The 20124-nt window shown below is 30.5% G+C and carries 28 protein-coding genes; all 28 read right to left on the bottom strand.

The features are described 5' to 3' along the window. Nucleotides 1-96 precede the first annotated feature (96 nt). Nucleotides 97-492: a hypothetical protein gene (locus PQF96_RS13130; RefSeq protein WP_271766708.1), complete on the bottom strand. Its 396-nt coding sequence runs from the start codon at nt 490-492 to the stop codon at nt 97-99. A gap of 327 nt (nt 493-819) precedes the next feature. Further along, the gene (locus PQF96_RS13125) at nt 820-975 is read right to left on the bottom strand and encodes a hypothetical protein (RefSeq protein WP_271766706.1); all 156 of its coding nucleotides are present in this window, start codon (nt 973-975) and stop codon (nt 820-822) included. 66 nt (nt 976-1041) lie between these two features. Next, nucleotides 1042-1323 (bottom strand): hypothetical protein, encoded by a 282-nt coding sequence (locus tag PQF96_RS13120; protein WP_271766704.1) that lies wholly within the window; start codon nt 1321-1323, stop codon nt 1042-1044. 189 nt (nt 1324-1512) lie between these two features. Further along, nucleotides 1513-2088, bottom strand: a complete 576-nt coding sequence (locus PQF96_RS13115; RefSeq protein WP_271766702.1) for a hypothetical protein — start codon at nt 2086-2088, stop codon at nt 1513-1515. 98 nt (nt 2089-2186) lie between these two features. Further along, nucleotides 2187-3245 (bottom strand): ankyrin repeat domain-containing protein, encoded by a 1059-nt coding sequence (locus tag PQF96_RS13110; RefSeq protein ID WP_271766700.1) that lies wholly within the window; start codon nt 3243-3245, stop codon nt 2187-2189. Between the two features lie 70 nt (nt 3246-3315). Next, entirely contained in the window at nt 3316-3771 is a 456-nt protein-coding gene (locus PQF96_RS13105) for a DUF5063 domain-containing protein (protein ID WP_271766698.1), read from the bottom strand. 23 nt (nt 3772-3794) lie between these two features. Beyond that, on the bottom strand, nt 3795-4409 hold the full coding sequence (locus PQF96_RS13100) for a hypothetical protein (protein WP_271766696.1): 615 nt from the start codon (nt 4407-4409) through the stop codon (nt 3795-3797). After that, nucleotides 4409-4861: a hypothetical protein gene (locus tag PQF96_RS13095; protein ID WP_271766694.1), complete on the bottom strand. Its 453-nt coding sequence runs from the start codon at nt 4859-4861 to the stop codon at nt 4409-4411. Before PQF96_RS13095 ends, PQF96_RS13100 begins: the two co-directional genes overlap by 1 nt. Before the next feature lie 3 nt (nt 4862-4864). Then, entirely contained in the window at nt 4865-5164 is a 300-nt protein-coding gene (locus PQF96_RS13090) for a hypothetical protein (protein WP_271766692.1), read from the bottom strand. 8 nt (nt 5165-5172) lie between these two features. Beyond that, nucleotides 5173-5595: a hypothetical protein gene (locus PQF96_RS13085; protein ID WP_271766690.1), complete on the bottom strand. Its 423-nt coding sequence runs from the start codon at nt 5593-5595 to the stop codon at nt 5173-5175. A gap of 27 nt (nt 5596-5622) precedes the next feature. After that, nucleotides 5623-5937 (bottom strand): hypothetical protein, encoded by a 315-nt coding sequence (locus PQF96_RS13080; RefSeq protein ID WP_271766688.1) that lies wholly within the window; start codon nt 5935-5937, stop codon nt 5623-5625. A 6-nt stretch (nt 5938-5943) separates the two neighbouring features. Beyond that, nucleotides 5944-6936 carry a Kelch repeat-containing protein gene (locus PQF96_RS13075; protein WP_271766686.1) on the bottom strand — a complete coding sequence of 331 codons (993 nt, stop codon included), beginning with the start codon at nt 6934-6936 and terminating at the stop codon, nt 5944-5946. 33 nt (nt 6937-6969) lie between these two features. Further along, a complete protein-coding gene (locus tag PQF96_RS13070; RefSeq protein WP_271766684.1) occupies nt 6970-7662 on the bottom strand; it encodes a hypothetical protein in 693 nt (230 codons plus the stop codon). A gap of 14 nt (nt 7663-7676) precedes the next feature. Continuing rightward, nucleotides 7677-8090: a DUF3592 domain-containing protein gene (locus PQF96_RS13065; protein WP_271766682.1), complete on the bottom strand. Its 414-nt coding sequence runs from the start codon at nt 8088-8090 to the stop codon at nt 7677-7679. Further along, the gene (locus PQF96_RS13060) at nt 8087-8596 is read right to left on the bottom strand and encodes a hypothetical protein (protein ID WP_271766680.1); all 510 of its coding nucleotides are present in this window, start codon (nt 8594-8596) and stop codon (nt 8087-8089) included. The genes PQF96_RS13065 and PQF96_RS13060 overlap by 4 nt, the downstream gene beginning before the upstream one ends. 141 nt (nt 8597-8737) lie before the next feature. After that, the gene (locus PQF96_RS13055) at nt 8738-9400 is read right to left on the bottom strand and encodes a pentapeptide repeat-containing protein (RefSeq protein WP_271766678.1); all 663 of its coding nucleotides are present in this window, start codon (nt 9398-9400) and stop codon (nt 8738-8740) included. A gap of 17 nt (nt 9401-9417) precedes the next feature. After that, entirely contained in the window at nt 9418-9918 is a 501-nt protein-coding gene (locus PQF96_RS13050) for a hypothetical protein (protein ID WP_271766677.1), read from the bottom strand. A gap of 13 nt (nt 9919-9931) precedes the next feature. Further along, nucleotides 9932-11029 (bottom strand): hypothetical protein, encoded by a 1098-nt coding sequence (locus tag PQF96_RS13045; RefSeq protein WP_271766675.1) that lies wholly within the window; start codon nt 11027-11029, stop codon nt 9932-9934. A gap of 6 nt (nt 11030-11035) precedes the next feature. After that, on the bottom strand, nt 11036-12154 hold the full coding sequence (locus PQF96_RS13040) for a DNA helicase PriA (RefSeq protein ID WP_271766673.1): 1119 nt from the start codon (nt 12152-12154) through the stop codon (nt 11036-11038). Further along, nucleotides 12154-13275 (bottom strand): SPFH domain-containing protein, encoded by a 1122-nt coding sequence (locus PQF96_RS13035; protein WP_271766671.1) that lies wholly within the window; start codon nt 13273-13275, stop codon nt 12154-12156. Before PQF96_RS13035 ends, PQF96_RS13040 begins: the two co-directional genes overlap by 1 nt. 6 nt (nt 13276-13281) lie before the next feature. Next, nucleotides 13282-13773 (bottom strand): hypothetical protein, encoded by a 492-nt coding sequence (locus PQF96_RS13030; protein ID WP_271766669.1) that lies wholly within the window; start codon nt 13771-13773, stop codon nt 13282-13284. Nucleotides 13774-13777: 4 nt separating this feature from the next. Beyond that, nucleotides 13778-15106 (bottom strand): cadherin repeat domain-containing protein, encoded by a 1329-nt coding sequence (locus PQF96_RS13025; protein WP_271766667.1) that lies wholly within the window; start codon nt 15104-15106, stop codon nt 13778-13780. Between the two features lie 25 nt (nt 15107-15131). Continuing rightward, the gene (locus PQF96_RS13020) at nt 15132-16490 is read right to left on the bottom strand and encodes a cadherin repeat domain-containing protein (protein ID WP_271766665.1); all 1359 of its coding nucleotides are present in this window, start codon (nt 16488-16490) and stop codon (nt 15132-15134) included. Nucleotides 16491-16540: 50 nt separating this feature from the next. Continuing rightward, nucleotides 16541-17875 carry a cadherin repeat domain-containing protein gene (locus tag PQF96_RS13015; protein ID WP_271766663.1) on the bottom strand — a complete coding sequence of 445 codons (1335 nt, stop codon included), beginning with the start codon at nt 17873-17875 and terminating at the stop codon, nt 16541-16543. Continuing rightward, nucleotides 17872-18465 carry an SMI1/KNR4 family protein gene (locus PQF96_RS13010; RefSeq protein ID WP_271766661.1) on the bottom strand — a complete coding sequence of 198 codons (594 nt, stop codon included), beginning with the start codon at nt 18463-18465 and terminating at the stop codon, nt 17872-17874. The genes PQF96_RS13015 and PQF96_RS13010 overlap by 4 nt, the downstream gene beginning before the upstream one ends. A gap of 7 nt (nt 18466-18472) precedes the next feature. Further along, entirely contained in the window at nt 18473-18964 is a 492-nt protein-coding gene (locus PQF96_RS13005) for a hypothetical protein (RefSeq protein WP_271766659.1), read from the bottom strand. Nucleotides 18965-19355: 391 nt separating this feature from the next. Beyond that, nucleotides 19356-19658 (bottom strand): hypothetical protein, encoded by a 303-nt coding sequence (locus PQF96_RS13000; protein WP_271766658.1) that lies wholly within the window; start codon nt 19656-19658, stop codon nt 19356-19358. A 39-nt stretch (nt 19659-19697) separates the two neighbouring features. Continuing rightward, the gene (locus PQF96_RS12995; protein WP_271766657.1) at nt 19698-20120 is read right to left on the bottom strand and encodes a hypothetical protein; all 423 of its coding nucleotides are present in this window, start codon (nt 20118-20120) and stop codon (nt 19698-19700) included. Between the last annotated feature and the right edge of the window lie 4 nt (nt 20121-20124).

Genomic DNA, 20124 nt, shown 5'->3' with positions numbered 1-20124 from the left:
AGACTTAAACTATTTAAATCAATTTTTAATTATATTTGAAAAAAGGGAGGTAATTCTAAAAAGAGATAAACCGTCTTTATCATTTATACAAAAATTTCAGATAGTGCTTTTTACAACAAATTTAGGTTCTAATTTTAATTCTTTTTGTTTTAGTTGAGATTCTATCTTTTCTATTTCTGATTTATAATTCTCTAAATTAAACTCAAAATGATAGTTTTTTTCATAATTAAAGTCCCAAATAATTTTAGAACTATTATGTTCAACTTTTATATAATCCCAACCTCCGCAATCTGCAACTCCACACGAACAGGTAAAAATTAAATATAATCCACCTTTATTCAAACTCTTTTTTAATGCATCAAAATAAACAACATTAAAATCTTCATCTATTTCTTTTAAAAATATTTCTCCGTCAATTATTAAATCTAAATAATATTCAGGCTCTTCTAAAGAGTTTCCTTTATCAACAATATTTAATTTTAATTTATTCACATTAATGGTTATTACTAATTGGAACGAAAACAATTTAATAAGAGATATCTTACATATTTTTATGTATAAAAAATAATGTTAGCTAAATCTATAATGCATTATTATTGGTTTTCCATCTTCTCATGTTAGTATAAGACTCCCTCTCTCCATATCCATCATACAACCATTCTGGGGAATTCCATCCCTTTTTAAAATCGTAATTAATTTTTAAGTACTTATGTTCTTTGTCATCACTTTTTATTCTTTTGCCGTTTATATATGCTAAAAAAAAGCATCGATAAAAACATTTTCTTCATAGTTTTTAGAATAACAAATAACATCTCCGTATTAAAGGTTGGTTTCTGGATAGCTATTTGCTATTACATCAATAGTACAGCCAAAACTTCCATGAGTAATATTTTCTCCTTCCCAAAAGGTTGATGTTTCAATGATGTTACAATCTAAAAAGACAGCCAATTCATCTTTTAAAATTCTTAAAAACAAGAGCCACTTGTCTTTGCCTAATGCAATTCGCCTAGTGCTAAAGTGAGGTTTTTTATTCATTTTTAGTTAATTACTCATAGTTTTGCTATTTATTTTTTGATATATTTTGTTTTTAAGATTTTCTGCAATTACAGGTTTGTCTTTTATAAAAGCTGAAACTAGAGTTCTTTTATGGGTGAGTTCACTTAACTTTTTCTCTGCAACGCTCTTATTTCTATAAAAATTAGCTGTTTTCCATAACTCACTTTCAGCATTGCGGTATTCTATATAAAAAATAAGATTTTTATAGTTATCTAACGCTGTTTTAATTCTAAACTCTATTAAAGGATGAATTGTAATGTCTTTCATTTTTTTTGATAATATGATTTTTTTTTTACGTTCACCGTAACATTTTAAAAGAGGTGTTACCAGTTTAGCATATGTAAATATGAGGATTACAGGAATTAATATTCCTATAAACATTTGTAGTAATATGCTATTATGTGGTAGATTATTTTCTAACATTTATCTAAATAAAAATTATGTTATGGTTCCTTTTTAAAATGTATTATTTATACCCTTATCAAGATTATCCAACATATCTGCAAATGCTTCTTTTGATAAACACCATTGGTTATAAGTCAACTTTTTTTTGTGGTATCCCTTGAGCCAAATTGTTTTAGAGTTTTCCAGAGTTATTTTATGAATTGAATCTATAATCTCTTGTTTTTCAATTTCAGTTTTTGTTTCAATATTAAATTCCGTTTTCTTGAACTCAAATGGCTTAATTTTTATTTGTTCAACATTTTTCTTGGAAGATTTAAATACTTTCACAAATTCAAAAAACTCTTTAAAAGCATTTTCATCGTCATTCTGGTTTCTATTTGATATTTGCCAGTGCCAGCCGCCGCTTTGTCCAAAATGTTTAGGCAAATGCCCAAGAAGCCAAATGTTAAAATCAGAGAAATCGTTATACATATCTGAAATGTATTGAGTTTTATCTGCTGATATACTGAATCCTGTTAAAAAAGCATCAAGAGATTGAAAGGTATACTCATTTCCTAAATACATCGCTCTTCTTTTTTCAAGATGGTTTAATAAATCATATATATTTATTTTAATATTAGTTTGCATTTATTGTATTATTGTTAACAATATTGGTTATAAGAGCGTTTACTTATTTTATATTAGTGGTAGGTTTATGATTATTATTTATTGTTGATGGCATGTATTTATTCAAATATTTTGTCAATCTGTTTCTCCGGATTCATTAAAAATTCTTTAATACTACAAAGTTCTTTAAATTCCTCATGTTCATAATCTGCAAAAGCAAAACACTTTTTTTGAGGGTACCATACTAAAAAACCTTTATTACAATACATATCCACTTCATTCAATAAGTCTATAAATTTTCGATGGTTCCAGCTAACTTCATTCAATTCTAATATTGAGTTAAAAATAATATACTTTACATTTTTATTTTTTGGGAATGCTAATCGTCTATTTTCATTTTTTAGTAACGCTACTAATTCTGTAGGAATTTGATATTTTTTAAAATCTAAAAGTTTCTGCTTTTCATTATGCCACCCTTCTGGCTCAAGAGATTTAATAAGCTCTATCATCTCCTTATTTTTATTTTTTACAGCACAATTATATGGCCTTTCCCCATATTTATCTTTAATGGTTATATCTGCGCCGTGTTCTACAAGGAATTTAAAAGTATTTAAATCATTATAATTCGACGCAAGATGCACTGGTGTTGGATTATTTGGATAAACCATATTTGGCTTGCAAAAGTTAACATCAACCCCATTTGTAATAAATATTCCAATAGCCTGCATTTGTTTTGTAGCAACTGCTTGCCTTAATGATTGTCCATCTTTATCTATTTCATAACCACTTTTAAGAAGCAATGATATATTTTCGTAATTATTCGCATAAAGGGCTTCAGACATTGCTGTTTTACCAATACGATGTTTTGCATTTACATTAGCTCCTTTTTCTATTAAAAGTTTTACTGTTTTAGGTTCACAATTAGAACTTGCCATTAAAATAGAAGGGCTATCCTTATCATTCAATTCTACTCCTTTTGAAAGTAACCATTCTAAAACTTTATATTTGTTTTCACAAAGTACAAGATTTATTGGTGTTTCTATTAAGGTCTCAGTTATTTTCATTTTTTCATTAATATCTAATCCTTGATGTACAAGGTTTTCTAAAGCACCAACATCTTCTTTCATAATTAATTTTGCGACATCTGTTAGGTATGCAGTAGTACCAAATAATTTCATTTTAATATTTTCTTATATTTAGATTGTTAATGTTTTAGGAAATAATCTTATACATATTGTAATATGTTTTTTATTCTTTCCTTTCTTTTAGTCTCTTTAATAAATCTACCAAATGTTGTTCTAAATGAGTTTGCATAGAAAACTTAAAACACCAAAGTGCATCGTTTTCACTCGTATGTTCCATTCTCCATTTTACAGCAAGTAAATCTTTTATAATGTCTGTCAAATCATCTAACTCATCTCCAACTACAATTTCTACATTTGGTTCCATTTGGTTTGAATCTATGACCTTACTATACCACCCGAAATCAGGAAAATTAGATTTAATATTTTGCTTTATTCTATTGTAATCAAAATCAGGCTCTTCGTTATAATTAGCTTTATCAAATTCAAATTCTACATTTAAATATTCTAGATATATTCTCATCAATAACTTTTTCAATACATCTGTTTTATTAGTTAATTCCACTTTGGGATTTATTCCAAATTCTGTGATTTGGTCTATTATTTTTCTTAATTCATTCAATGTTATTAGTTTCTATAGTACTATTAGGTAAAATTATATATTGTTATTTCTTTTTCATTTCCAAATTGCTCAGAATTTATCCAACAATATTCAAATCCATTTAATCTAACTAGTTCTTTCATCTCATTTAATTTAAGTTTATTTAATGAATAGTCGCTAGACTTTGGTGATTGACTAGTGTTAAATAATCCTGAACAATCTTCTTCATAAGCTATGGTTCCGAGAATTGGATTGATTTTTATTTTTAATACGTTAAATAATAATTTAAATTTTGGTTTATCTTTTAATTTTAATCCTACTTGATTCCATTCATCTGCATCAAATGTACTCCCATAAAACCAAAAGTTTATTTTAACCAGTTCTTCTGACAGTTCTTGAATGTGCAGTCTTGACTTTCGCATTCCAGCAACATTAATTTTTGTGTTAGTATCAAAAACTCTACGAATTAATCCAATAGTCTCATGCTTCTGTATATAACTTTCTATTTTTGATTTAATTATTTTTTCTGGTTCAACAAATTCTATTACATCTATCTTATTGAACAACAACACTAAATCATTAATTAATTTTACTTTATTCCTTGAATTCTTAATCAAAAAACTTAGTTCATAAAATGGACCACCTTGAAGCCAGTTCATTATTTTTTCATTTTTATATGGTTAACCAATTTTGTTAGCTTGTTTAGTTTCACCAGATTGATTTTTTCCCAATCTGTTTTATTAATTTCAATTGTATTAAACTTTTTCAAGCTTCGATACATTGGTAAAATCACAGTGTTAAAATCTCCTTTAAATTCAAAAATGAAGTTATGTTTTTTGGTTACCCCATCACTTCGTAAAATGATAAAATGAATTTTATTCCCATTTGGTTTTAATCTGAAAAAATAGCATTTAGGCTCTAAATCCCAGCATATCTCTGTTGCTATCCCATTAAGTGCTAAAATTAGAGATTCACATAGTTTGTCTGTAGGGGTTTCAGGAATATTTGATGTCCTAAAATTCAATTCAAAATCTAAAGATTTTAATTCAACAGGAAGCCATCCGTTTTTTGGATGTCCTAGGTTTAGTTCTATTTTTCGTATACTATTCAAATATTAACTTTTTTGTATCATCAAGTCTTCAAAAGAAAGGTTTTTAGCATCTATTGTAAACCCATAGTCTTCTAATAATTCTATTGCTTTTTTTAAGGCTTTTTCCGGATTACTTATATCGTATACAGTAAATGTTTTCCATGAACGATTCCAGAAATATTTCTTTTTTATTTTCACTTTTGCCATTATGGTATAACCATAAGCTTCAATATAAGTTAATGCTACTGAAACTCTTCTTCTAATTCTCCACTCATAAGTACTTTTTTGAGTGTTATGGCTAGTTGCTCGTGGTATTAATATCATATTTGCTACTATTTATAAAGACTCTCTGTAAAAGCCTCATCTAATTGTTCTCTTTTATTTTCTAGTTGTTCTAAGTTGATTTGTGCCTTTAACATATCTTTATAGGCTTGTATTTTTTGCCATTCTTCATTTTTTGAAATCCTAAACTCCAGAAAATGCCTTAATGTTCCCTTTCCATTAAATCTTGAATCTACTCTAAATTGCATATTTTGAGTTACTATAAAAGCATCTATTACATTGACTTTTTTAGTTCCTTTTATCTTGTGAAAAACCTCAGATAATCGTTCTGATGGGTTTCTTCCTAACCATATTGTTAAAAAAAAGATAGATGCGGCTATTAATCCTAATAAAAACATCATTTTGATAATCATAAAAAGCATTTGTTCTGCTTCTTCAACAATTGGTGTTTGAATATATAGTAGTATAAACATTTGTGATTAAGATTTTATTAAAATTCGTTACTTCAATAACTCTTTATGATACTCTATTTTATGTTTTACTCCATTTACATAAAGTATTCTTTTCGAAAAAATAATTTTTAATGTATAGGGTATTCCGTAAGGATATTTACGACATTGTAGTATGATTTTTTCTCCTTCTTCTTCAAAACTTACTAAATCCCAAATAGAATTCAGCAGATTTATAACATGTGATTTAGTAGCTGTATTTACAATAGCAAAACCGTTAACAAGGTGGGACATTCTCATCTCATGTTGTTCTATAATTATTTTATATTTACCATTTTGGATGCTATGTTCTTTTTTCTTTGTCACAATAGTTTAAAATTTGATATTTAACGTATCATTATATTTTTTCTTTACAAAAACATCATATACTTGAGACCTTTTTTCCGATAACGTTATTTTCTTATTATCCTCCCACAAAGTGGCCATAGAAAATGTGCCATTGTGTGTTATTTCACAACCTGCAACATATATAGTATTCTTAAATACATAGACAGATTGTGCATCGTTACCTCCAAATAACCGAAAAGCCTCTCCGTTTTTCCATAATTTAGCCATGTAATTTTTTTTTGAGTCTATTTCTTTACCAACTACATATACATCATCATTCAATACAAAAAGAGCATTTGCAAATGATGTATTCTCTCCTGTTGCTAACGGTATAGCAATTCCATTTTTCCATAGCGTCGCTATGTTTGTATCATTAGACCTGGTACCTATTACATACACGTCATTTTCATATACATATACATCATTTGCTACTGTATGGTCTGTTTCTAAAAGAATTACTTCTTTGTTGTTTTTCCAAAGTTTAGCCGTTCTTTTAGTACCATTACTCATATGACCTGCTACATATACATCATTATTACATACAACTACTGATGTTGCTACAGAGTTATTTACCAATATTGTTGCCTTTCCATTTTTCCATAATTTTGCTATAAATTTATTTGTAACTCCCATTTCTGTACCAGCTACATAAACATCATTTTCAATCACAAAAACAGCATTTGCTTTTGCCGTATATGTACCATCTGTAAGTGCTGTAACAACTCCATTTTTCCATAAGGCAGCCACAGTGTTCTCTGAATCACTTTGTACATTTCCTACCACATAAACATCGTTATTTATTACAAAAACAGCTGTAGCAAATGAACTATGATTTTTTGAAAGTGGCGAAACTATATTCATTATAGAAAGTGTTGTTGCTTCTCCATTTTTCCATAGTGTGGCTTTATAAGATATGCCATCATGTATAGTGCCTACTACATATACATCTGGATTTTCTTCGATATCATTTTCTAACATTAGCTTTGTTTTTTGTTGATTAGGTTTTATCAATTACTTCTGTTTTTCTCCAATCCATACATTACCTATGTTAAAAACATAGTATTCTATTACATCTCCTATTGGTTTTTCCAGAATTTCTATTCGGTGCGTTTTTTTTAATCTTGATTTAAACCACTTTTTTGCTGCTTGATAATCTTCTTCACTTTCAAAATCTTCAATTACCCCAACGCCTGTATTATCTAAAAACTGCTCATTAATTTTGTGTTGCCAATTAAAATTTTCTATTCTAGTTTTTAACATTCCGGTATAGTTGGCCTTAAATTCCTTTATTTTTTTAGGGTTCGTAAAATGGTATTCATAAAAATCTATCGACTTTCCAAGGGCACAGACCACTTGCGATTGATGAAAATTGGGTTTAAAAAGCCATATTTTCAGGTAATAAGGTTGTTCTGTTCTTTCCAGTTGAATTTTCCAATTTTCATAAATATCAAAAAGTGCTTGTAAAATGTACTTCTTAGTTTTTCCTTTGGGCTGTGGGTTTTGATAACCATCTATTAAAATATCACTAGATGAGTTTATAAAATTAGGATGAACATAAAAGGGTTTTACATTAATTTTAGCATGGTGTCTTTCATGAGTTTCTCGTGTTGTCATCTTCTCTATATCAAGAATTAAGTTAGCCTTCTTCCATTGCTCAATGTTTCTCCAAATTCGTCTATGTCCTCTAATTTTTTTAGTTTTCATTTTATCATACCATTTTACATATAATTATATAGCATATAACCGCCACCAATGATTAACATAGGCGATGCCAATACCAAAAGAATTATAGTACCGCGATATAAACCCCAAAAGGACACTATTTTTTGTTCTGTATTATCTCTAGTATGTATAATGGTTACTTTATCGTTAATCTTATAAGCTTTTGGATATGAGGCAATATCACTTTCAAAAACGATTTTATTTTTTAGCTTATCGATATATTCAAAAACGGGTTTAAATGCGTAACTACCGTCTCTATTGGTTATGGTAATAAAATCTATAACTGTGGCTTTGGTTTTACCACCAGTGGTTATCATTTTTTGTGTTTCATTGTATTGCTTATATGCAGAGTATGCTAACAATGCGCCTACAAGCAATAACGCTACGTATATGTATATTACCATTTTCATTTTGTATAAGAGTTAGTTTTTTCTACTATGCCTTTAAATGCATTAGCATTAACTTTATTCTTTACCATTTCGTACAATTCTCCTTTTTCAATGGCTAAAAAATAGGAACCCATTTTTGTTCTTGCATCCGTCCAGCCTAAACCATTAAAAACCGCTTGTAGATGAAAACCTGAATCTTCTACGGTTTTATTCCCTATGGTTATTGGTTTGTATTCTTTTATAGAATGAAGATTTCTTAACAAGACAGAAATCATTTTTTCTATGCCTTTTTCATCAATAATAAAATTTAAAAATGCCTGATTTGTTAAGAGTGTTATGGTCTGTACTGTTAGCGTTACTTTTTTAAACCATTTTCTTTTTTGAATAGTACTAATGGTGTGAATAATTAAAGGACTATCATTTAATACATTTGATAATCCATAATCGGCACAATGCATTATAATTAATTGTTGATGTTTTTCTATAACTTCGTCTAACTTTAGTAAGGTGCTTTTTCTTTTGTACATAGTATTACATATATATGGTGCTAAGGCAGGGTACAAGCGATTAATTTTGATTTTCCACTAACCCAAGCTTTTGTATCTTGTTTTACTTTTCTTTATAAAGCCAAATCGAAAGATTTGACGACTTTGCAAACAGGCAATACCTTATTTGCTATATGCCTTGTTTTTAATAGTGTTTTTTATTTTTAATTCAGTGCCATATAATTCATGCCAAGTTACAGTATCATAGAATTCTCTTGAAATAGTGATGGCAAAACTTCGTTGTTTGGAAATAAGATTATGCATCTCAACTTCAAGAATTGGAATTTCAATTTTGTTATTTATTATCAATAAGTCGTTTGCATTTATCTCCCCAGATATTATTACTCCTGTAAGAATATTTCCAATTTCTTTAGCATTTAGAAATTTGTTTACTAGCTTAATTTTTGTGTAAAACTCCTCAGAATTTTTGAATATTTTTTCAAAGTCATTTTGGTTAACAGTATTTCCATAACAATAATTTTCCTCAAAAATAAGGGTATCTGTTTTTGCCCCTTCAAAAATTGTTGACTCTACAGAACAATTTTTAATCATTGCGTTTGTTAAATTGGAAAACCTAAAGTCAGCAGTTTTTATGTTACATCTTATAAATTTTGAGTTCATCAGTTTTGACTCTCTGAAATCTAAAAAAAGAAAACAGTTTTCAAAATACACATCAGTCAAGTCCATTCCTCTTACAGACAGTTCTTCATCAAAATTCCAATTCATAAAATGTCTTTTCCCTTCTGAATAAGCAGATAAAAACTCTTCCAATGTTCTTTTCTCCATTTTGTTTATTGTATAACTTAATTATTTAATTTACCCATTAATCCTTCACCAGTTTGTGTGTCTATAAAACCTTTTTCAGTACCAGTTCTTGGGTCTAGGTTTTCATAGGGTTGTATCGTTTCACCTAAATTATAGGTGGTTTTAATTTCTTCTATATTTAATACAGTATCAAAATACACCCAATTGGCTGGCTGATTAGACCATGCTTTACCAAAATGGGTTATTTTTATGCCTTTATTTTGTAAATCTTTTGCTATTCGTTGTAATGTTTTTGATTGTATTAAATTGGTTCTATCACTAAAGTAATTTTCAAAATCAATTACCTTTTCTTTAAGTTTTGGTGACATATTTTGCTCTTCAAAAACTAGTTTTGAAAGCTCTCCGTCAAATTCTGAAAGCGGATGTACAGTAGTTATTAGACTTTTTAGTTTTTCCAAAGTTTCAATCCATGGAAACTTCTCTGTTTCTGATTCTATTGCTTTAATTAAATTATATCTCTCTATTTCAAAATTTTTCATTAGCAACTTTATTTTAATCTTTAAAAATGACTTGTGGCCAAAGTTTGAATTCCTCTAAAATCTCTTTTGGAGCATTATGTTTATTAATTATTAATGTTTCCAAATGCTCCCATTTTTCAATATTATTTTTCAATATTTTGAAAGGAAAATTTGAGTGACCTCCAGATAAGCATAGATAAGACAACTTGCTTATAAGAGGGAGCTTTAGTAGTTTTTGTAAATAACCATCTTCTACTTCTGTATTATTAATTGTTAAATGAGTGAGTTGACCAAATTCATGTTTTCGTAGTACCTCTAAAATTGTTTCTGATTTTTTAGTTAGTGCCTTAGGTGTTGTAAACGAATCATATACACAAAGTGATTGTAAAAAATTTAAAGACAACGAAAATTCTTCTATATATTTCACCTCACATTGTAATTCTTGAAGGTTAACATGTTTCATCATATTTATTTTCTCTATTGATTTGTTAGCATATAAAACTTTATATTCTGGATGTATCGTTAATAATATAGGCACTGAAAGCGCATTAGCATTATGAAGAATATCGATTATATAAGGTAAACTATCAAATCCACAGGTAAGCCAAATACCAGATAGTTGTTTTGCCATCGGTAAATAAAAAAACTTATGAAGTAAAGCGATATAAATACGGTTTAGCTTTTTATAATCTATTTGTAATTCTGGTATTTTTGATTGCTCACAACTGGGTTTTAAACAATCATAAAGTGCCACTATATCTAAATCTTCAAACTTTATAAATAGCTTATCTCCAAGTATTGTATAATCTACTTGTTCAAAATCTAATTGTTCTTGATTAAATAGCTCTTCGGCATTTAAAGGAAAGGTATTCTCTAAATTTATTGCAATATTTGGTGTGTATAACGGTTTTTCACAAGTATATGCTTTATGCTGTAGCTTTTCTATTTTTAGCTCTAATAAAATAAGTGCTGTATCTGCATCTGTACACATGTATTTTTTTGTTTCTATCTGGCCTTTATACTCGTAATATTCGTTATCTACAACTTTTAGAGTTATACTTGGTGCATTGGGAGCTGTTAAAACAACTTTATATGCTTTAGTGTTATATAGTAAACTACTTTTTACAGACATATTTTGTTATTTGGTATAATGATACACTGTAATAGATATTATTGTAATTATAATTAATGCTACAAAAGAGGCTAGTGTTATTTTTAACCAGCTGTATGGTCTTTTACCTTGCACATCTCCTGTACTACCGTTTATTAAAAATTGATACACTTTTCCTTTATAATGATAGGCACATACATACACAGGAAGTAACACGTGCTTAAATTTAACATTGGTATACTTTATTTGTTTAGATACAACACGTTGAGTATCCCCTCCGATGTCTTTTCGTATCGTATTGTTTATCTCTGGCTCAAAATCTGCCTGTAACAACTCAAAACTTTCTGCTAAACCTATTTGGTATTTTTCTGTTATAAAACCACTTATATAATTTTTATTATAGGGCATTAAGGCATCTAAGTCCCAAAAATCTAATTCGTTAATATATTTTTCTGGTATTGAGTTGGTGGCTACCTTTAACCTATCTTCAAAAAAATTGGTAACCATTCCTTTTACAGAGTGCCATTTTGTTTTCTTTACTTGTCGTGTTTTGGTTACTTTTTTACCATCTTCTAAAGCTTTATAGGATTCTGTTTTGTAATAATAGTTTCCTTGTTGCCCTATATATTGTGTATTGGCATAAGCATTATAAATCCAAAACGGAATGTATACTCCATTAAAATGCTTAAATTTAAGTGTGGCTTTTTTAAATGTATTTGGTACAAACCATAAACTACCTATCCACTCTTTAAATTTATGTTTTGCTTCTTTGCTATCTATTTCAAAAGGTAATAATGAATTAGGCTGTAATACTTCTTCTTCCTGCGCTTGTTCTAACAATAAAGGTGTTGTACAATATGGGCAGGAGGCAGATACGATATTGGGTGGTAAGTTAGAAGATGCGCCACAAGTACGGCATTTTATAAAACATGCTTTGTTTGCTGTTTTTAACTGCGCTTCTTTTGCTATATACTCCTCAAAATCAAATGCTTCAATTTTTGTATCTAAATGTAGTATCTGGTTTTCTGCACCACAATATTCACAATTTAGGTAGGTTGTTCCTGGTTTGTATTTTAAATCGGCACCACAATCTGTACATCCAAATGCTGTATTGGTAACTATTGTTTTATCTTCTAGCTTTTCCATTAGGTACTTGGTGGTATTTGTGGCGGTACTGAACCAAAAAGTGCATTTATTTCTGGTATTTGTAATGCTGCTACCCAATTACTCATGCCTTCTTTCCAAACCAGTGTTTCTCTTGTAAACTGGTTTTGTGTTATCATTTGTTTTAAAACCGCTGTAGTAAAAGGTCCTGCAGACTCTCCATTTATTACAGTATGAAATACTAGTGTTTGTGGGGTAGGTGGTGGTGTTTGCTGCTCATTTTTTTGTTGGTTTTGTGTTTGCTGTTGCTGGTTACCAAATGTTTGTCCCATTTGGTTTGCCATGGCAAACCCCATGCCCATGCCCATACCTGCTCCTGCAGTACCGCTTTCATTTTCTGCAGCTTTCTCTAATGCCTTTGCAGTTTTTATTTTGGTAAGCTTATCTAGATCAACAACGTTCAATCTACTAAGTTCAAAAATTTCTTTTTTAACCTCTTCTGGCATGGATACATTTTCTATCAAAAACTTAGTAACTTCAATACCATACTCTACAAATTCTGGCTTAATAATTTTATGCACATATTCTGATATTTCATTTACATTTGCGGCATATTTTTCTACAGGTAACTCAGCTTCGGCAATAGCGTCTGTAAACCGGGTAACTATTAAACTTCTTAATTGTTCTGCGATTTCTTCTGTAGTAAAGTGCCCATCTGTACCTACTATTTCTTTTATAAAAACTGGCGCATCTTTTACTCTAATTACATAGGTCCCAAAGGCTCTAATTTCTAAAATACCAAAACGTTGGTCGCTTAGAGTAATGGTATTTTTTGTACCCCATTTTTGGTCTGTTATTTGTCGGGTACTTACAAAATATACTTCTACTTTAAATGGGCTGTTAAAACCATATTTCCAGCCTTTTAAGGTAGCTAATATGGGCAGGTTTTGTGTAGATAATGCGTAAGTACCTGGTGTAAATACATCGGCTAATTTACCTTCGTTAATAAATACAGCCACTTGCCCTTCTCGCACCACTAATTTGGCATTGTTTTTTATTTCGTTTTGGTAACGTTCAAAACGGTGTACCATAGTATTGTTAGAATCGTCTAACCATTCTATAATATCTATAAGTTCGTTACGTAGTTTATTAAAAAATCCCATATTGTTCTAATTTTCTTTGAGGTATTGGTTAAATGTTTTAAATAGCTTTAATGTGCCATTTTTATTAATGGTAATGTATTGATTGGGGTTTTCTAATACTGTATGTATTACCTTAAGTTTGTATTGTTCTGGTATGGCTTTTTCTAAAATTTGTATTAGATTTTTTTTGTTACCAAATGTAAAATGGCACTCCCCATTATCGTGCGTAGTTAATTGGCAAAAATTTTTAAATGTGACTTTAAACTTTAAAAAATCTACTGCTTCTGTTTGTTGTAAAAAAAAAGCTAATTCTTGTACTGTTTTAAAATTAGGGTAGCCTTTTGCTATGGCATATTCATAATCTTTATTGTTAGTGGTAACCATTGTAATACTTTCTATTTCTAAATTGTTATCTAACAATGTCACCCCCTTATATGTAGTATATTCTCCTAAATATAATTGGTGCCCTTTTTCTGTTTTATGATATAGATATACAGTTGGATACATACAAACTGCCATTAACTTATAGTTTTACAAAAACATCAAAAGCGGTTGAATTTTGATTCTCTCCTTCTAAATAACCTAACGGAATAGCTTCCTTATTTTTCCATAAAGTCGCACTATTCCCTTTCTTTCCTACTATATATACATCATCATTAAAAACAGAGATAGCTCTTAATTTTATACTTACATCATTAGAAAATACAGTTGCCATATCGTTTTCCCAAAGCATTGGTATATTTCCTCCTATCGTGTTTTTTTCATAACCTATCATATAAAAATTACCTTTTGAATAGGATATAGATTTTATTTCTCCATAAGATGTACCTAATTGTATTTCTTGTTGTGTTTGGGTATTCCAGGATTCATTTCCTCTCCAGAATGTAGCAACACTACCTGCTTCTGTAGTACCCCTTCCGCCTACAGCAATTATCTTATTTTTTGATACTACAAAAATCTCATTAACTCTACCAGTATTATTATCTAGTTTTCTAGGTAAAGTATTTACCCATAAGGTTGGAGCATAATCCTTACCTGATACATAAACATTATCATTATAAACACATACAGAAAATGCCTCTGTACTACCAGGTGGTGTACCAGCAAGAGTAGCAGGTGAGCCATTTGTCCAAAGAGTCGCTTCTTTAGTGTTTTTATTATAATTATATCCCGCTACATACACTTTACCTTTGGAAACATATACATCATTTCCTGCACTTCTTTTACTAGATAAATAACTAGCCTCTCCATTCTTCCATAAGGTCGCTACTTTATTTGTTCCATTATTTTCCCAACCTGTAACATAGACATCACCATCTTCTGAAACATAGATAGAATTTGCATTAGAACTTTTGGTGCTTAATGGTGTAGGTATTCCATTTTTCCATAAAGTTGCTGATATATGCCCTCCAATATAATGACCTCCAACTACATATACATCTACAGTATTGGTTATGGCTATACTAATATTTGCTGTTGTAGTATTTGTGCCGTCTGTTACTTCAACAGTAAGTGTATGGGTTTGGGCAACATCATAATTTAATAATTTACCTGTTGCCAAGCTTAGCTCTCCTGTTTCTGTTAATACAAATAAATCATTACTATTTGTGGTTAGGCTATAGGTAAGTGCATCCTCTTCTGTATCGGTAGCTGTTATAGTACCTATTACCGTGGTATCCGTTATATTTTCTGCTACTGTAAAACTTTGGTCTGCTAGTTCTGGCGCTGTGTTTTGTGCTACAGGATTTTCTGGTTCTGGAGTTAGTGGTCCTGCTGGACCATCGTCTTTACTGCAACTGGTTATTAAAAGTAATAAAGTAAAAGTGTATAGTGTGTGTTTTATTGTTTTCATGATTTTTATATTTATAAGTGGTTTTTTATGGTTTTACAAAAAGCCCATAAGCGTGTGAACTTGTTGCGTTTGAAAGTGCTCTACCTTCTCCATTTATCCATAAAGTAGCTTTACCTGCTATAGAGCCTACTATATACACATCGTTTTCTAACACAAAAACAGCACTAGCTGTACTAGAATCTGCTATATCTGTAAGCCTTATAACTTCATCGTTTTTCCATAACGTAGCTACGAAGTGTGTCCCAAACCATTCCTTGCCTACCACATACACATCATTTCCAGATACATATACCGAATTTGCATTTGCTATATTATTACTATTAGATAATTTGGTTTTTTCTCCATTTTTCCAGAGGGTAGCGCTAGGTATTCCTTCATTTTTAGATCCTGCTACATATGTATTGGTACCAGAAACATATACTGAGTTTGGATATATTGAGTTTGGGTTTGGGTGGTTTACTTCTTCAATTACTTCTGGTATTCCGTTTCTCCAAAGGGTCGCTCTATTAATACCATTTCCGAATCTCTCAAATCCTGTAACATAAACATCGCTGCCTGTTGTATAAAGGCATGAACTAGAGCCTGACCACCCTATATAATTGTTACTAGTAACATTTATACTTGGTAGTGTGGCAAATGCTAATTGCCCATTCTCATTCCATACTTTAACATAAGATTCTGAGTAATTCTCCACATGTTCATACCCTGCGATATATACATTTCCTGTTTCGGTAATAGATACCGACTTTGCTTCTGCTCTATTACCAGCATTAGATAGCGTAATAGCCGTTTCATTTTTCCATAAAGTAGCTTCTTGAAGTCCAGAATTTTCAATACTTCCTGCTATATATACTTGTTCTCCAGAAATGGCAATATCGTAAGCCCTACTGTATATATCAGATAAGATAGTGGCTACCCCATTTTTCCATAGGGTTGCCATAGTACCTGTTCCATTATACTCAGAACCTACTATATACACATCTGGGCTATTGGTTATCGTTATGGTAATATTTGCTGTGGTAGTGTTTGTAGCGTCTGTTACTTCTATGGTAAGTGTATGGGTTTGAGCAACATCATAATTTAATAATTTACCTGTTGCCAAGCTTAGCTCTCCTGTTTCTGTTAATACAAATAAATCATTACTATTTGTGGTTAGGCTATAGGTAAGTGCATCCTCTTCTGTATCGGTAGCTGTTATAGTACCTATTACCGTGGTATCCGTTATATTTTCTGCTACTGTAAAACTTTGGTCTGCTAGTTCTGGTGCTGTGTTTTGTGGTACAGGATTTTCTGGTTCTGGAGTTAGTGGTGTCGATGCCTCATCATCTTTACCGCAACTGGTTACTAAAAACAGTAGTGCAAAAGCATAAAATATGTGTTTCATTGTTTTCATGGTTTTTTTATTCCTTATTTTAATACCTGGTTTGTTTCCTCTTATAGTTTTACAAAAACAGATAATGCATCGCTATTTGCACCTCCAAGTTTGGTAGCTTCTCCATTTATCCATAAGGTAGCCTCATTATTCTTACTTCCTACGATATATATATCGTCATTAAAAACAAAAATGGATTTTAACTTTAAGGTAGCATCATTAGAAAATGTAGTAGCATCTTCATTTATCCAAAGAGTGGGTAAATCCTGTCCTAAAATATTTTTCTCTTCACCTATCATATACAAACTCCCTTTTGAATAATAAGAAGAAGTTATTGATGATTTATTTAAGCTTAATACTTTTGGGGATGTACTTACCCATAAGGTAGCACTAAAACCTCCTCCTGGAGGAGGAGAGAGAGCCGTACCAACTACGTATGTTAAACCATTATCGCTAGTACTAACTGAATTTGCTTCTGAAAAATAAGGATCTAATTCATAAGGTATATAATCAGTCCATAAGGTCGCATTAAGTCCATACCCTGCTACATATACACTGCCTGTAGAAGAAACATGAACGGATTTCGCCATTTTGCCGTCTTGAAGAGCTGTGGCTATTCCATTTTTCCATAAGATAGCAGCTCTATCTGTGGCTTGTTTCTGATAACCAGCTACATATATATCATCTCCTGAGACATGAACATCATTTGCTTCTGATTTAAAATTGGTTAAAGGGCTAGATATTCCATTTTTCCAAAGGGTAGCTACTTCAGTCGTTGTGATATGTTCCCATCCAGCTACATAAATATTACCATTTGAAACAAAGATAGAATTTGCTCTACTTTTATTGGTAGACAAGGAAGATGCTACCCCATTTTTCCAAAGTGTGGCTACCGACTGTGTACCGCTAGTTTCATACCCCACAACATATACATCTATACTATTTGTTACATTAATGGTTACAGTTGCTTTAGTGGTAGTAATATTATCTGAAACTTCTACAATAATAGTATGAGATTGAGCAACATCATAATCTAATAGTTTACCTGTCGTTAAACTTAATTCTCCCGTTGAGGTTACACTAAATACATCGTTACTATTAGTGGCTATGCTATAGGTAAGTGCGTCTTCTTCTGCATCGGTAGCTGTTATGGCACCTATTACCGTGGTATCAGTTATATTTTCTGCTACTGTAAAACTTTGGTCTGTTAGTTCTGGTGCTGTGTTTTGTGCTACAGGGTTTTCTGGTTCTGGATTTTGTGGTCCTGCTGGACCATCGTCTTTACTGCAACTGGTTATTAAAAGTAATAAAGTAAAAGTGTATAGTGTGTGTTTTATTGTTTTCATGGTTTTTATTTTCTTTTCTTGTTCAAAAATTTTGTTTGCTTTGAATATCATTTTTTCTTCCTTTTTGATAATGATATATCTAACCAGTTTTCATACCACTCTAAAAAACTAAACTCTTTAGTTAATCCTGCGGGCATTGTATTATAATGGTCAACATCTATACCCCAAACTTTACCTTTTTGTTCTCCCGATAAAACAAGATAGAAATAGTAGGTACATCCTTCTGTTGCAATTGGTAAAACACCGTTAGCAGTTTTTAACCTTTTATAGTGATACGTTTTTTCATCTTCTATTTTCTTTTTTATAAGTTCTTCTGCATCTGTATTCAATAAATCGAACGGTTTATTAGGATTTTGTTCGCGCAAATATTTTTTCCAAATTTCTAATTCTTGCTCCATTCTCTTAAATTTAAATATTCCATAATCTGGTCCTGCACCTGTACCTATTTTTAATAAAAAGAGCTTAAATGCTTCTGGTAATTCTATTCCTAACTTCTTTTCTAGTTTTGCTAGCTTTTTGGGGCTTACTTTTTTCGATTTATACTTATGGCTATCTGTTCCAAAAACTTTTAATTTCTTATCATATTTTTTTAAGCGTTTAAGTTTTGATGCTATTTCGTCAAGTCTTTTATCTAAAATCATTTCAATACTATATTATTTTTTGTTTTAAAATCGAGTTCCAATATATTCCCATTTGCCCGCGATTATTGGTGTTCATATTAGGTATACTTACCTGATTTACATCACTTTTTGTTAATGAAGTGAAAACATAATCCCAGAGTAAATAATAGTTTAACATATAGCGTAATTCTTTCTCTGGTACTGTTTTTATTTGTTTTTTTAATTCTATGATGCTTTTTTGTTTTGCGTTTTTATTAAGTCTTGATATTCCTGTTAAATAACTCGGCTCTGTTACAGCATACCATTGTAAGAACACTGCCCTTTTTAAAGCTTCTATTGACTTGTTGGCTAATACCACATACTCTGCATGTATGTCTTGGTACTGGATATAAATATTATTTAGTATAAATTGATTATTAAAAGAGGTGGGGGCTACATAAAGTTTTTTTACTTTTTGATATAGGTTTATCTCTTTATTTGATAAATTAATTAATGTATTCGCTATATTGTCTTGCTTCATTTCTTATAATAATTTAGCATCTCTCATGCTTGTTTTTGTACTATACTAAATAATTGACAACTGAAATCACAAGGGTAAAACTGAGTTACTTGCCCGACAATTTCTGTGGTATTAGCTTTGAAAAAATGTACCGTAATCTACCATGGATAAACAATTATCATACAAATATTTATCATTCCTTGTTATTTGCCACAAACAACAATTACCTAAAAAAACTCGGATCACCTTCTTCATCACATTCTATAAGTTATGTTTTCTCTAATCCTTTTCTATCATGTGAAAACCTTGCTATTTGAAGCTGTTTTTGTTGCATATGTTCTAGTTATAATACACTCATTTCTTTTTTATTTACAACCGTTAGAGAGTCATAAATAAAACTTTAGTTAAATGCTTACAACCCTGCTTTTTCGGTTGAATTGGCATTAAAAAATGTTCTAAAGTCTACCATATACAACCATGCATCATACAAATAGGTGTCATTAAAATCGGTTACTCTCCAATGATAACAATGACCAGAAAAACCAAGTTCTCCTTTATTGTTATAACATTCTTGCTCCAGTTTTTCTAGACGCATTTCTGCTGACAGGTAATTTCCATCATACTTAGTTGCAACTTCTTCTAATTGTCTTTTTTGAATCTCTGTAAGTTGTGATACATCTGTAATTTCTCGTTTATCTGTAAATTTTAAAGCCATAATTATGAAGAGTTATTATTTTAAAACTATATGTCTTTCTTACTCATTTAGCATTTCTTTAAACTTTTTGTATGTAGAACTTTTTTTGGGTAGCAGGTTAGCTTCTACCATTGCCATACCTATTTTATTTCTTAAAACTTCATCATAAATACTAGGGTCAAACTGTATAATTTCGCCAACTATTTCAGTAGTACCTGCTTTAAAGAAAGTACCACTATCTCGTTTATACATCCATGCATCGTATTTATAGATATTACCTTCCATTATTTTATAATAGTAACACATACCTGCAAAACTTGGGTCTTCCACGTTATAATCATCTGGTTTTTGAAGTCTTATTTTTACGGCATGTGACTTGCCATCATATTTTTCTCCTGCTTTTTCTAACTGTTGCCTTTGTGGACTGGTAAGTTGAGAAGCCTTGGTTATTTCTTGTTTTTGGGTAAATACTAGTTTCATCATTTTT

This window comes from Aquimarina algiphila, assembly GCF_947494415.1.
Taxonomy (GTDB): Bacteria; Bacteroidota; Bacteroidia; order Flavobacteriales; family Flavobacteriaceae; genus Aquimarina; species Aquimarina algiphila.
The sequence above is the reverse complement of the archived record's forward strand: the minus strand, read 5'-3'. Positions and strand labels throughout refer to the sequence as shown.